Annotated in this window: 10 protein-coding genes; 2 read left to right on the forward strand and 8 right to left on the reverse strand. The window is 60.6% G+C overall.

Translation table 11 applies throughout. The features are described from left to right. Window positions 1-42: 42 nt before the first annotated feature. The gene (locus VW35_RS13190; RefSeq protein ID WP_161796908.1) at window positions 43-2,091 is read left to right on the forward strand and encodes a ComEC/Rec2 family competence protein; all 2,049 of its coding nucleotides are present in this window, start codon (window positions 43-45) and stop codon (window positions 2,089-2,091) included. Here the strand turns inward: VW35_RS13190 and VW35_RS13195 are convergent. The 4 genes from VW35_RS13195 to VW35_RS13210 are packed head-to-tail and all read right to left on the reverse strand — an operon-like array spanning window position 2,060 to window position 6,436. Next, window positions 2,060-4,021 (reverse strand): beta-galactosidase, encoded by a 1,962-nt coding sequence (locus VW35_RS13195; RefSeq protein WP_046143513.1) that lies wholly within the window; start codon window positions 4,019-4,021, stop codon window positions 2,060-2,062. The genes VW35_RS13190 and VW35_RS13195 overlap by 32 nt on opposite strands. A gap of 8 nt (window positions 4,022-4,029) precedes the next feature. Continuing rightward, window positions 4,030-4,905, reverse strand: coding sequence for an SMP-30/gluconolactonase/LRE family protein (locus VW35_RS13200; protein ID WP_046143514.1), 876 nt, complete (start codon window positions 4,903-4,905; stop codon window positions 4,030-4,032). Continuing rightward, on the reverse strand, window positions 4,902-5,513 hold the full coding sequence (locus VW35_RS13205) for a 2-dehydro-3-deoxy-6-phosphogalactonate aldolase (protein ID WP_046143515.1): 612 nt from the start codon (window positions 5,511-5,513) through the stop codon (window positions 4,902-4,904). Before VW35_RS13205 ends, VW35_RS13200 begins: the two co-directional genes overlap by 4 nt. A gap of 11 nt (window positions 5,514-5,524) precedes the next feature. Continuing rightward, window positions 5,525-6,436 (reverse strand): 2-dehydro-3-deoxygalactonokinase, encoded by a 912-nt coding sequence (locus VW35_RS13210; protein ID WP_046143516.1) that lies wholly within the window; start codon window positions 6,434-6,436, stop codon window positions 5,525-5,527. Between the two features lie 283 nt (window positions 6,437-6,719). Between VW35_RS13210 and VW35_RS13215 the strand changes: the two genes are divergently transcribed. Further along, window positions 6,720-8,525 carry an IlvD/Edd family dehydratase gene (locus VW35_RS13215; protein WP_046143517.1) on the forward strand — a complete coding sequence of 602 codons (1,806 nt, stop codon included), beginning with the start codon at window positions 6,720-6,722 and terminating at the stop codon, window positions 8,523-8,525. Between the two features lie 783 nt (window positions 8,526-9,308). Here the strand turns inward: VW35_RS13215 and uvsE are convergent. The 4 genes from uvsE to VW35_RS13235 form a co-directional block, all read right to left on the reverse strand. Continuing rightward, on the reverse strand, window positions 9,309-10,343 hold the full coding sequence (gene uvsE, locus VW35_RS13220; protein WP_046143518.1) for a UV DNA damage repair endonuclease UvsE: 1,035 nt from the start codon (window positions 10,341-10,343) through the stop codon (window positions 9,309-9,311). A gap of 54 nt (window positions 10,344-10,397) precedes the next feature. After that, the gene (gene lexA / locus VW35_RS13225) at window positions 10,398-11,111 is read right to left on the reverse strand and encodes a transcriptional repressor LexA (RefSeq protein WP_046143519.1); all 714 of its coding nucleotides are present in this window, start codon (window positions 11,109-11,111) and stop codon (window positions 10,398-10,400) included. A 144-nt stretch (window positions 11,112-11,255) separates the two neighbouring features. Beyond that, a complete protein-coding gene (locus tag VW35_RS13230; RefSeq protein ID WP_046143520.1) occupies window positions 11,256-11,672 on the reverse strand; it encodes an HIT family protein in 417 nt (138 codons plus the stop codon). A 12-nt stretch (window positions 11,673-11,684) separates the two neighbouring features. Continuing rightward, window positions 11,685-12,812: a hypothetical protein gene (locus VW35_RS13235; RefSeq protein WP_046143521.1), complete on the reverse strand. Its 1,128-nt coding sequence runs from the start codon at window positions 12,810-12,812 to the stop codon at window positions 11,685-11,687. Window positions 12,813-12,833 lie beyond the last annotated feature (21 nt).

Here is a 12,833-nt window from a genome sequence, read left to right on the forward strand (position 1 = left end):
GGGATGCGAGGCGGCCGGCAGCGTGGCTTTACGCTGCTATCCATGAGCCAGGGATTGCGCTCGCTGACGAGCAGCCTCGCACAAGCGTTGGACCAGCGTCGCCTCTTCGTGCTGTTACCGTTCAGCCTTATTGTGGGCCTCGTCATCTATGCTTTCCTTCCCGGCGAGCCGTCCGCCCAGAACTACCTGATCGGTAGCGGCGCGGTTACGGCACTGGTTGCTCTGGCCCTGCTATTCCAGTCCGTTGCGGGGATGCGATGGAGCTCCCAACTGGTCGCTGTCTGGTTGGGATTTTGCCTCCTGCCGCTCCATGGCGCGGTCTTCGGGACGACGATGCTGTCATATCCAGCCTATGGAACATACGAGGCGCGGATCGTCGAAGTCATTTCCAGCGACGATGACGCGCGCCGCGTGATTGCGGGCGACCTCATGCCGATCGAGGATGCGAGAGCGCTCGATCTGCGGCATGCGCGATTGCTGATGCCGGCAGTTCCGCCACTCGCGCCGGGCGACCAGGTCAGGGCGCGCCTTCGCCTGGCGCCCGTCCCCGGCCCCGTTCTTCCCGGAGCCTATGACAGCCAGTTTCACGCCTATTTCGCCGGCATCGGTGCCTACGGCAACGCCATCGGCTCTGTCGAGGTAATCACGCGCGGCGATGACAGCGATCCTTTGCGGCGTATCCAGTCGCTCCGCAATTTCATCGGTGAGCGCATCGATCTGGTTCTTCAAGGCAGCAGTGCTGCCATCGGCAAGGCTATGATGGTCGGTGACCAAAGCGGCATTTCGGACGAAATCCGCGATGTCATGGCCGCCTCCGGTCTTGCCCATGTTTATTCGATCTCGGGATTGCATCTGTCTATCGTTGCAGGCGGCATGTTATGGCTAGTCCGATTGCTGCTGGCTCTAACGCCCGCAGTTCTCTCCTGGCCGATCAAACAGTTTGCCGCCATCGCGGGACTTCTGACCGCGTTTGGCTACCTCATGCTCGCTGGCGGACCAGATAACGTCCCTGCCTTCCGCTCCACCTTGATGCTCGGCCTGATCTTTGGGGCAGTGCTTGCCGGACGGCGCGCCTTGACCATGCGCAATGTAGCGATCGCGGCGCTGGTCATCATCGTGCTTGACCCAGCCAGTGTCTTCCGGGCGAGCTTCCAGCTTTCCTTCGCCGCTGTTGTGGCTCTCATCGGTGTCTATGAATTGCCCCGCGCACTGCCCCCGGCGACGGGCGGGAGCCTCGAGCGCGTTGTTCGTTTCATTGCCGCCACGGCATGGACGAGTTTTGTCGCAGGGCTCGCGACGCTTCTGTTTTCCGCCTACCATTTTCAGCAGACGGCGCCGCTCGGTGTCCTCGGCAATCTTCTCGCTTTGCCATTTGTCAGCCTCATCATGTGGTTTGGCGTTCTTTCCGTGCTCGCCATGTCATTCGGACTGGATGGCCCGTTTCTCCGGCTGATGGGCTGGAACATCGACCGCATGGTGGATGTCGCTCATCTGGTTGCGGGATGGAGCGCCGGCCTGACTGGAAACCCCCTTCTGGCGGGATGGACTTTATTGGGCGGGCTTGCAGCCCTGGCTTGGTTCGCCTTTATCGAGACGCGATGGCGGCTTCTCGGGCCTTTGCTGCTCGTGCCGCTCGTCTTTCTCTTCGGATTTTCGCCACGACCGGATGTGTTGATCGCGGACACCACCCAGGCTGTTGCCATGCGCGACGGCGAAGGCTTGGCTCTGGTCAGCGGAAAGACCGGCAGCTTCGCCGTCGATGTCTGGAGCCGGTACTATCAGACGGAAATTGCGCCCACGCACACGCATGCACGCTGTGACAGCCTGGGCTGCATCGTTGATACCGGCCGCTTCACTGCAGCTGTCGCGCGCAGCGCCGATGCATTTGCCGAGGATTGTTTCGGTCAGGACCTGGTGATTGCCCGGATTTATCCCCCAGCCAATTGCGCAGCCGGAGGCGTCCTCATCGGACCGCGCGAGTTAGCCCGGGGCGGCGTGCACTGGCTGGCCTGGAACGAAAGGGCTGGGCGCTTCGACGTGCGCCCAGCCATCGACAACCTCAACCGACCTTGGCGAGCCGTGCCACGGTAACGCCAGCCGCGGGTATTTCTGCGCCGCCGATCACGTAGCCGCTTTCATCGGCCGCGGCATTCAGGGTTGCGGGGCTCGCCGAATAGTTGACATAGACGCGGAAGCCCCCGCGGCTGCGGGTGCGCACGCCGGCAGGCAGGCTGAGCACCGGAAGGTCGGCCTCGGCAATCAGGTAGTCGGCAATGCGCTGCATCAGGGCGCGATCGCCACTGGCCGTGAGATAGAAGATCTTGCCCTGCGAGATCAGGACGGGCACGCCCTCGTTGTCTTCCATGACCACTTCGCCGCGCGTCTCGACCTTTTCGCGCCAGAGGCGGGTTGTGCCGCCACCTTTGACAGGGATCGACACGTAGCTCGGGATGCTGTCGACGCGCATGACCTTGGCGTCGAGCAGGTTGGGAGAGAGGTCGGGCCCAAGCCTGGCGGGAATAGAAAAATTCTTGGTCTTCGAACCGGTGCGTGGGCCAAGCAGCAGATAACCTTCGAAGCTCGCGACAGCTTCGCGCAGTTCATCAGTCCAGGCGAAGAGCGCTGGAATGGCGACAACGTCATAGCCTGCAAAACTTTTGGTCTTGGGCGAGAGAATATCGATGTCGATGCCGTGCTTGCGGAAGGCCGCGTAGATGTCGCGGACATGAGCGCCGTGTTTGAAGCCATCGGCCTGCGGCTGAACCTGCCAGGCCCATTCGCTGTCGTAATCGAAGACAATGGCGACGCGGGCCTTTTCGACCTGACCGTCGATGCCGCTCTGCTTCAGCTCCTGCGCGACCTGAAGCGCCTCCTCATAGGCGGGCGCCGGTTCGCTGTCGGGGCGGAGGAGGCCGGCGTGCATTTGTTCCTGGGCGAATGGCGCCTGGCGCCAGCGGAAGTAGGAGACGACTTCGGCACCATGGGCAAAGGCTTCCCAGGCCCAGAGACGGGCCATGCCCGGCAGCGGATCGGGATTGAACTTCGCCCAATTCACCGGGCCCGGCTGCTGCTCCATGATCCACCAACGGCCGTGGCCGACCGTGCGGTAAAGATCGTGGTGGAAGGCGGCGTTATCGGGATCGCCCTGGCGCATATATTGGCGCTTGATGTCGTCGGGTTCGTCGCTGACCGCCAGATGGCCGATTGGGTAGGAATCCCAGCTCGCGACATCGAGGGTTTCGGCCACGTCGTAGTGGTCGAACTCGGTGTAGCGGCTCATGAAATTGTGGATGACCGGCAGGTCCGGCCGCTTGGCCTTGAGGATATCGTACTGGGCTTTGTTGAACGCGGCGACCTGATCGGACGAATAGCGCCGGAAATCGAGCGCGTGGATCGGGTTAGGATCGGTGATCAGGAGGTTCGGCAGCTCGATCTGGTCGAAGCTATTATATTCCATCGACCAGAAGACGTTGCCCCAGGCCTCGTTCAAAGACTCGATCGACCCGTAACGGGACGCGAGCCATTTGCGGAAGCCGTCGAGCGCAGCCGGCGAATAAGAATAGGTCGTGCCGTGGCAGCCGTATTCGTTGTCCGTCTGCCAGCCGCCAAGTGCCGGGTGGTCGCTGAGGGCATCGGCGAGGATCTGGGTGATGCGCGCTGACTCTTCGCGGAACGGTAGGTGCGAAAAATCGTAGTGGCGGCGCGAACCGAAACCTTTGCGGTTGCCGTTCGCATCGACCGCCAGCATGTCCGGGTGCTTATCGACCATCCAGCGCGGCGGCGTCGCTGTCGGCGTGCCGACGATGACCTTGTGGCCGTGCTTGCCGAGGACGTCCATCGAGCGGATCATCCAGGCCAGCTTGATATCACCCGGCGTCGGCTCCATCCGTGACCAGGCGAATTCGCCGATACGGACATATTTGATGCCGACTTCGGCCATGCGGGCCGCGTCTTTCTCCCACCACTCTTCGGGCCAGTGTTCAGGATAATAGCAAACGCCGAGGGCAGGAGAGATGGACATGGATGGGCTCAGATTGCGATTTTAGGTTCAGACTGACCGGCGACGTCGAGGTCGATGGCAAAGACGCCACCGGCGACCTCTTCCTCTGCGAGTTGCTCGGCACTGAGTGTCTTGGCAGCCGTGGTGATAAAGAGCGTCTTGAGGTCTTTGCCGCCGAAAGCGGGGCAGGTGACCTGGCTGACAGGCACTTCGATTATGCGGTCGATCGAGCCATCCAGCGCATGGCGGACGACGCAGCTGCCGCCCCATTTGGCGTTCCAGAGATAGCCTTCGCTGTCTACCACAGCGCCATCGGGGTAGCCGCGTCCCTCGGAAACGTCAGCGAAGAGTTCCCATTCTCCAGCGGGTAGGCCGGTTTCGGGATCCAGGGCACATTTGAGGATTTTTTTCGTTGGCGTATCGGTGAAATATGCCATGCGTCCATCGGGTGAGAAGCAGATGGCATTCGGAATTGCGACGTTCTCGATGATCTTGGTCAACTGGCCGGCGCGGTAATGGTAGACCGAACCTTCCTTGGGGCCTTCTTCCTTGACCATGGTGCCGATCCAGAACGCGCCTGAGGGATGCACGCGGCAGTCATTGCTGCGATTGGCTTCGTTATCGCGCTCGATGTCGATTAGGCGGTTGATGCCGCCGACATTGAGATCGAACTCGATCAGGCCATTTTCAGTCGCGAGAACGAGGTTGTGTTCGTCGACGATGGCGGCTGCAGTGACTGTTTCGTTGAAGAGCCAGCTATCCTCGATTTCGCCCTCGGCATTAGCGGCGAACAGAGACTGCTCGTTGATATCGAACCAAAAAAGCTGCTGGCGGGCGGCGTGCCAGAACGGGCCTTCGCCCAATTCGGATTTGCTGTCGATGAGAAGACGTGCCGTCTCGGTCATGCCTTGGCTCCCTTGTCATAGGCGGCGACGGCGGTAGCGGCGCGCTCGGCGACGTCGGCTACGCTCATGCCGGGTTTGTAAATATAGGTTCCGAGGCCGAAGCCGGCGCAGCCGACGGCGAAGAACTCGTCGAAATTATCGGGGTTGGCGCCACCGACGGCGTAAAGCGGCAAGGCAGGCGGGAGAACCGCCTTCATGGCCTTGATGCCCTTGGAGCCAAGAACCTCGGCAGGGAAAAATTTGAGGCCGGTCGCACCGGTGCGGATCGCCGTGAAGGCGTCGCTGGGCGAGAAGACGCCGGGATAGGATTTGAGGCCGAGGCGAACGGTTTCAGCGATCACCGCTTCATTGGTATCGGGCGACACGATGAATGTGCCACCGGCCGCGACGACGGCGCGCACGTCTTCTTCAGTGAGGACAGTGCCGGCGCCGATCTCGGCGCGAGTGCCCAGCGCTTTGGCGGCACGCGAAATGCTCTCGATGGCGTTGGGCGAATTGAGCGGCACTTCGATCAGCGTGATACCCGCATCGACGAGTGCCGTGCAAACCGGCACGGCTTCGTCATTGGTGATGCCACGCAGGATTGCAATGATGTGACGATGGAACATGAGGAGAATCCTTAGGCGGCGTTTCGTGCGGCCTTGAGGCCCGCCAATACAACTTCGGTAGCGTCGACGGGTTGGCCGGTGGCTCCAGCCATCTGAAGCACCTGGGCATAAAGGTCGCAAAGAGCAGGGGAGCCGATGAGCGGAACGGGCGCGCCACCGATCTGATCCCGGTTGGCAGCGATTTCCGTGCCGATGAGCAGCCCCGAAAGATAGCCGAAGCACCAGGCTGGCTCACGGCCCGAGACGAGCGATGCTGCCCGGACGCGGAAGAGCTGGCCCAGAAGGTCCTGCGGCCGATCAAGACCATCTGCGGCGCCGGCGGCAAAGCCATCGTCACGCGCAGACGTTTCAAGATCGCCGTTAAGGGAATGCCGAAGCACCGAGTGAGTCTTGAGGAGCTCGAACATTTCCCCGGTCATGGCGGTGGTGAAATGCTTGATGGTGGTGCCGTCGAGCAGTGCCCACTTCGAGTGCGTTCCGGGCATGCAGACGAGGCCAGCATAGCCGGGCAGGGTTGACGCAAGCCCAAGGAGCTGGGTTTCTTCGCCACGCATGACATTCTCGCCGCCATGCTTCTGGCAGACGCCAGGAAGGATCGAGACCGTCAGCCGGTCGGAACCGCTTTCGGGGTGGACGGCACCCTTGATAAGGCCGGAAAGGTCAGTCGGCGCTTCAAGATATGGCGCTTCGAGCCAGCCCTGGCGGGCGCCGGCCATGCCGCAGACCACGACGTCGGTTTTGTCCGTCAGCGGAATATCGGCCAGCAATTCGGCGAGCGCGGCGGGAAATTCTCCGCGCGTCAGTTTGCCCATGCCCTTGGGCGAGTTCCGCGACGCCAGAACATTTCCAGCATGATTCAAGGTCCAGCCGCGCAAGTTGGATGTGCCCCAATCCACGGCAATCCAGGCAATAGATTCGCTCAAACAAGCCTCCCCTACAAACGCCCAAACAATGCGGCGCGACCCTAATTGGGTTCTTGACCCATGAACAGGGCCATCAGCGCAGGGGCTATCGGAGAGCTCAAATGTGTTCTCCGCTATTGGTAAGATTTTCAGAGCGTTCCAGCACATATGCCCCCTGTTGCCGCACCCAAATCAATTGTATGATTTTTTCGATGGGAACCGTTCACAGCGGCGCTTGCCGTGCTAAAACGGCAACCAGCAAGGCCCACGGTCCGCGCGCTGCGGACGGATAAGGAATTTGACGATGACGACTGATAATAGCGGCGCTCCGAAAAAGCTGCGTTCGCGCGCATGGTTCGATAACCCCGATAACCCGGACATGACCGCGCTTTATCTCGAGCGCTACATGAACTTCGGCGTCTCGCGCGAAGAACTTCAGTCGGGCAAGCCTATCATCGGCATCGCGCAGACCGGTTCCGATCTCAGCCCCTGCAATCGTCACCATATGGTGCTGGCGGAACGCGTGCGCGAGGGCATTCGTGAAGCCGGCGGTATCGCCATCGAATTCCCGGTGCATCCGATCCAGGAAACCGGCAAGCGCCCGACTGCGGGCCTTGACCGAAACCTTGCTTATCTCGGCCTTGTCGAAGTGCTTTACGGCTATCCGCTCGATGGCGTGGTGCTGACGATCGGCTGCGACAAGACGACCCCGGCCATGCTGATGGGCGCGGCAACCGTGAACATTCCGGCGATCGCGCTGTCGGTCGGTCCGATGCTCAATGGCTGGCACAAGGGCGAGCGCACCGGCTCCGGTACGATCGTCTGGAAGGCGCGCCAGATGATGGCCGCTGGTGAGATCGACTATCCGCAGTTCATCGAACTGGTCGCCTCTTCGGCGCCGTCGACCGGCTATTGCAACACCATGGGCACGGCGACGACCATGAACTCGCTGGCCGAGTCGCTCGGCATGCAGCTGCCGGGTTCGGCCGCCATTCCGGCGCCCTATCGCGACCGCCAGGAAATGGCCTACCGCACCGGCAAGCGGATCGTCGACATGGTGCACGAGGACCTCAAGCCCTCCGACATCCTGACCAAGGACAATTTCATCAACACCATCGTCGTCAATTCCGCGATCGGTGGTTCGACCAACGCGCCGATCCACATCCAGGCTATTGCCAAGCATATCGGCGTTGAACTGGAACTGCAGGACTTCCAGACCTACGGCCACAAGGTGCCACTGCTCGTGAACCTGCAGCCGGCCGGCGAATATCTCGGCGAGGACTACTACCATGCCGGTGGCGTGCCGGCGGTGGTCAACGAACTGATGAAGCAGGGCCTGATCCGGGAGAACGCGCCGACCGTCAACGGCAAGAGCATCGGCGAAAACTGCCGCAATACGCCGATCCAGGACGAGAAGGTTATTCGTCCGTTCGACCAGCCGCTCAAGACCGATGCCGGCTTCCTCGTGCTGCGCGGCAATCTCTTTGACAGCGCGATCATGAAGACATCGGTGATTTCGTCGGAATTCCGCGACCGCTATCTCAACAATCCGGCTCATCCGGGCATGTTCGAAGGCAAAGCGGTGGTGTTCGATGGTCCTGAGGATTATCACCACCGGATCGACGATCCGTCGCTCGATATCGACGAAAACACGCTGCTATTTATGCGTGGTGCTGGCCCGATCGGCTATCCGGGCGCTGCTGAGGTCGTCAACATGCGTCCGCCGGCATATCTTATCAAGAAGGGCATCCACTCGCTCGCTTGCATCGGTGACGGTCGTCAGTCCGGCACGTCGGGTTCGCCTTCGATTCTCAACGCGTCTCCGGAAGCCGCAGCCGGCGGTAACCTTGCCATCCTCAAGACCGGCGACCGCGTACGCATAGACCTCAACAAGGGCGAAGCCGATATCCTGATCTCGGACGAAGAGATCGCGACCCGTCGCGCGGCGCTCGAGGCTGCCGGTGGCTACAAGTATCCCAAGCACCAGACGCCGTGGCAGGAAATCCAGCGCGGCATCGTTGGCCAGCTCGGTGAGGGTGCGATCCTCAAGCCTGCCGAAAAGTATCAGCGCATAGCGCAGACAGAAGGCCTTCCACGCGACAACCACTAGGATCGACCGTTATTCGGCCGATGCTGGTCTGCAAATGCCTGTCTCTTGCGCTTCCAGTGCTCACGTACTGATGTACGCTGCGCTCCGGTTCTAAGAGACCGACATTTTCGCCTCAGCCTAGGCCGACTACAGGCCAATCCTTCGGTGCCAGTTTGAGGGCCGGGCAGCACGAAGTGCCGCCCGGCCTTCTTATTGGCCTCGCGGTGACACGGGTAACGGGCGGCCTTTGGGCCTTCTGACTAGGTAGAACGGTCCAAGGGCCGCCCGTCACGGGCCGGAGTTGTCAGCAGGTCCGGTTCAGGCATACCCTGTTTTTCTAGTATGGCTGCCGCATTCATATCCCCGCCCGGAAAGGCGCCCCTCTCCACCGGCCGTTCCGCCCGACCCTGCGTGGGGGCCGCGTGACTGACGGAACGGGGTGAGTATGGGGGAGGTCTTGGTGGGCGGGGAGAAGATGGATAAGCCTTTGTGATTACCCCCTCCTAGCCTCACCCTGCTAGGGGGAGGAGTCTGGCGGTGGCTCATACCGCTTGAGCAGACGCAATGTGTCCCTGTTTCTCATAGGGAGCACTGCTCGCATTCGACTCATCTGTCCCACCCACTGTGCTTTCCTCGGGCTTGACCCGAGGGTCATTGTCCCACGCAAAAATGCTCGTTGCTTCCGCATTGGCCCTAGGGTCAAGCCCGAGGGAAGCCCCACGCTTGAGAAGGCTTTGGGAATACGGATGCGTCCGAGGTGCCACTCTCTCTACAGAAGAAAATTAGGTGGACGAGGTCGCCCGCCTAAGCCGGCTGTTCGAGGAGGCTTGCCTCTTCGACTTCGAACGCCTGTTGTTGCGCGGCGGTGAGGCCAAATCGTGCTGCGACATCCGGAGCATACCGCAAGAGGTCCGGACGGAGGCGGATGATGGCGAGATCCTTGGACTTAGCTTCGAGCATGACGTCGAACTCCAGCCCCTCGGCGATGCGCATGAAGGTGGTGAATTCGAACGGATTGACGAAGTCGGCGTGTCCGGTCCACACCGGTGCGACATTGACGATCTCGTTCTTGCCGGTCTTGCGGCTTTTCCGGGTCAACTGGCGAAGCTCAGTGCGCGGCGAGGAAAAGTGCACCTTGGCCCGGACATGGGACGGCCAGGACGCCAACATCTTTTCAACCGTGTCGCGCATGTCGAGATTTTCAGGATTGAGGCACCAGAAATGCTGGTGGTCGAAAATCAGGCGGACGCCGGTGTATTCATGGATATGGAGAACGTCGGCGCAGGAGAAACGCAGGTCGTCGTTTTCGAGGGCGAGCCGCCGCCGAACTGGCTCGGGTAAAGTTGCCCAGGTATCGATCCAGCGCTGGCGCGCAGCGTCCTTGTCATCGTAAACGCCGCCGACGTGGACAACGAGGACGGCTTCGGGGCCGAGTTCCATGAGATCGAGCATTTCTGCCTGACTTGCGAGATCCCAGATGCTCTTGCGGACCAAGTTGGGGTCGGGGCTGTTGAGGACGATGAACTGGCTGGGATGGAAGGACAGCCGAATGTCGAGCTCACGCGCCTTTTTGCCGATCGCAGCAAGGTCTGCAGCGCTGTCGCTGACCATCGCGTGAAACTGCGGCATGTCCGGGTGCGTGGCGTAGGGTGCCAGGTCCGATGACATGCGGTACATGCGGATGTCGTGCTTGACGAGATAGTCGAAGATTTCGTCGAGATAGCCCAGCGACACGCGCAAATGCGGATCGGACTGCCAGCGCCGCGCATCATTGCTTTTGAGAGCAGGGTTTCCCAGAACCTTGACCGGGAAACCGAGTTTGAGCGGCTTGGATTTCATGGCAGCTACCTCCGGGGAGGCAATGCCAGGATCGCCGAGGCGTTCCGAAAACGATCAGTACTTGCGCAGCAGGCCGACGAGACGGCCCTGCACCTTGACGCGGTCAGGCGGGAAGATGCGGGTTTCGTAGGCCGGATTGGCGGCTTCAAGCGCAACGGTTTTGCCCTTGCGGCGGAGGCGCTTCAGGGTAGCCTCTTCGTCATCGACCAGGGCGACGATGATTTCGCCGGTGCTGGCCTGATCCTGCTTCTTGATAACGACGGTATCGCCATCGAAGATGCCGGCTTCGATCATCGAATCGCCGCGCACTTCGAGTGCGTAATGCTCGCCGGCACCCAGCATTTCGGGCGGCACCTGGATCGTGTGCGTATGCTGTTCGATAGCGGAAATCGGCGTACCTGCAGCAATGCGGCCCATGACGGGGATCGAAACCGGGCGGGCATATTCTTCGGTCGCAACGCCACGCGCAGGCGTCGAGCTGACCTTGCCGAGACTTCCCTCGATAACCGACGGCTCGAACTTGGCCTTGCGCCCGCCGAGGGAAGGATTCATTGAATCGGGAAGCTTTACGACTTCCAGCGCACGGGCCCGGTTGGGCAGGCGTCGGATGAAGCCGCGCTCTTCGAGCGCAGTGATGAGGCGATGGATGCCGGATTTAGACGCCAAATCCAGCGCATCCTTCATTTCGTCGAAGGATGGCGGAATACCACTTTCCTTCATCCGTTCATGGATGAACATCAGCAGTTCGTGTTGTTTGCGCGTCAGCATTGCCGGTGAGCCCTAGAATCGGAACGGATACGGAACGACTATAGGTGTTCCGTCTATGTTCCGCAAGAGTCCCCAGTATTTCTTAAATCGTACGGTCAAAGACACAAACAACGCTCGACGCCTACACGTGGCGTTCTGTTTTTTCTAGAGCGCGGCTGAGATGTCTTTAGCAAGCTGCGCCAGCTCGGCATCGTCGGCCCTACCGCTGCCATGGGCGCCCAGCGCAATCCCTTCATAGGCGGGGATAAGATGGAAGTGGAGGTGGAAGACGGTCTGGCCGGCGGGGGCTTCATTGAACTGGGCGAGGCGAATGCCGTCTGCCTTCGTCACAGACTGGACCGCCTTGGCGACGCTTTGGACCAAAGGCATGACGCTGGAGAGAACTGAGGGATCGGCATCCAGAAGGTTACGCGACGAGGCCTTCGGAATAACCAGTGCATGACCCTTGGATTGCGGGAAAATGTCCATCATCACAAGCGCCGTTTCATCCTCGTAGACCTTGTGACAGGGGAGTTCGCCTTTGAGGATTTTGGCAAAGATATTGTTCGGGTCATAAGTCATCGGAGCCTCGGATTATTCGGCAGCAGCCAGCACTTCGTCGCTGGCATTGTTGGCATAGCGGAAGCGGAAGAAGTTGAGGACGGCGAGCCCCGTCAGGGTCACCGGCACATATTTGAAGCCGCGGGTGATAAAAAAGAGCGTGATTTTGACCGCCGTCTCGGCCGACATGGCGCCTTTGCCCATCGCTGAGGTGAAGGACGATGGGACGATGTGGCGGTAGATAAGCTCATCGGAGCGATAATACTGCCGCGCGCGAGCCGCGAAGGCGCGCTTGGAGCTCGAATAATCGCGCAGTTCGTCCATGCCCATGTCGCCATGGAATTCGACTTCCGAGCCCACTGCCCAAACTTCCGGCGCCAGGAGGCGATTTTTGCCGAGGGCGGTGAAGCGTTCGGTGAGGTCGCGGAAGGTAACGTAATTGGCGTTCCAACAATCTTCGGTCTTGGCGCCGTGCGAGAGGATCAGGACGTCGGCGCGCGCGAGCTTTTCGTCCATCGCGGCATAATTGCCGGCGCTGAAGTCGACGCCCGATTTGGCCGTTTCTACGATGCCGCCCCGCTTTTCAAGCGCCTCGGTCATCGCCGAGCCGAAGGCGCCGCCGGCGCCCGTGACGAGAAAGCGCCGCCCCTCAATCTGGCAGGTGGTCCCGACGAGGAGATCGAAGGTGTTGGCGAAGGAGGAAAAAAAGTTGTGCGGATAGACGTGATGCATCGCATGGTAGTTGTTGTTGACCCACAACAGTCCCTGCTTGCCGCCCACGCGATCCATGGACATGTGATTGTAGTCCAGACCCTCCTCGCGCAGGGTCATGATGAACATGATTGTACGGATGACCGCCACGAGGGCCACCGGCTGCCACGGAATGGCCAGAAGAAAGAGCGCGATGGCGGCCATCGAGGTCAGGTATTCCGGCAGCACGTGATACCAGATGTTCTGGCGCGCATAGGCCGGGTTGATCTTCATATCGAGGCCGAGGAATTTGTGGTGCACCCAGTGCCAGGACGAGAAGGTGCGCAGAAGGGGGATTTTTGACTTTTCCCAGCGGTGCAGCAGCCAATGGAGGGTATCGAACAGAGTCGTGGCCACCACGAAGACGACAAGAGCTTCGAGAATGAAGGCGACGACGTCCCAAAAGTCCATTGATTCCGGATCTCCAACGCG

The sequence above is a fragment of the Devosia soli genome, from assembly GCF_000970455.1.
GTDB classification, from domain to species: Bacteria; Pseudomonadota; Alphaproteobacteria; order Rhizobiales; family Devosiaceae; genus Devosia; species Devosia soli.

Coding starts and splice junctions, on each gene's coding strand:
- VW35_RS13190 (WP_161796908.1), top strand. CDS start 43: ATGAGCCAGGGATTGCGCTCGCTGACGAGCAGCCTCGCACAAGCGTTG.
- VW35_RS13195 (WP_046143513.1), bottom strand. CDS start 4,021: ATGTCCATCTCTCCTGCCCTCGGCGTTTGCTATTATCCTGAACACTGG.
- VW35_RS13200 (WP_046143514.1), bottom strand. CDS start 4,905: ATGACCGAGACGGCACGTCTTCTCATCGACAGCAAATCCGAATTGGGC.
- VW35_RS13205 (WP_046143515.1), bottom strand. CDS start 5,513: ATGTTCCATCGTCACATCATTGCAATCCTGCGTGGCATCACCAATGAC.
- VW35_RS13215 (WP_046143517.1), top strand. CDS start 6,720: ATGACGACTGATAATAGCGGCGCTCCGAAAAAGCTGCGTTCGCGCGCA.
- uvsE (WP_046143518.1), bottom strand. CDS start 10,343: ATGAAATCCAAGCCGCTCAAACTCGGTTTCCCGGTCAAGGTTCTGGGA.
- lexA (WP_046143519.1), bottom strand. CDS start 11,111: ATGCTGACGCGCAAACAACACGAACTGCTGATGTTCATCCATGAACGG.
- VW35_RS13230 (WP_046143520.1), bottom strand. CDS start 11,672: ATGACTTATGACCCGAACAATATCTTTGCCAAAATCCTCAAAGGCGAA.
- VW35_RS13235 (WP_046143521.1), bottom strand. CDS start 12,812: ATGGACTTTTGGGACGTCGTCGCCTTCATTCTCGAAGCTCTTGTCGTC.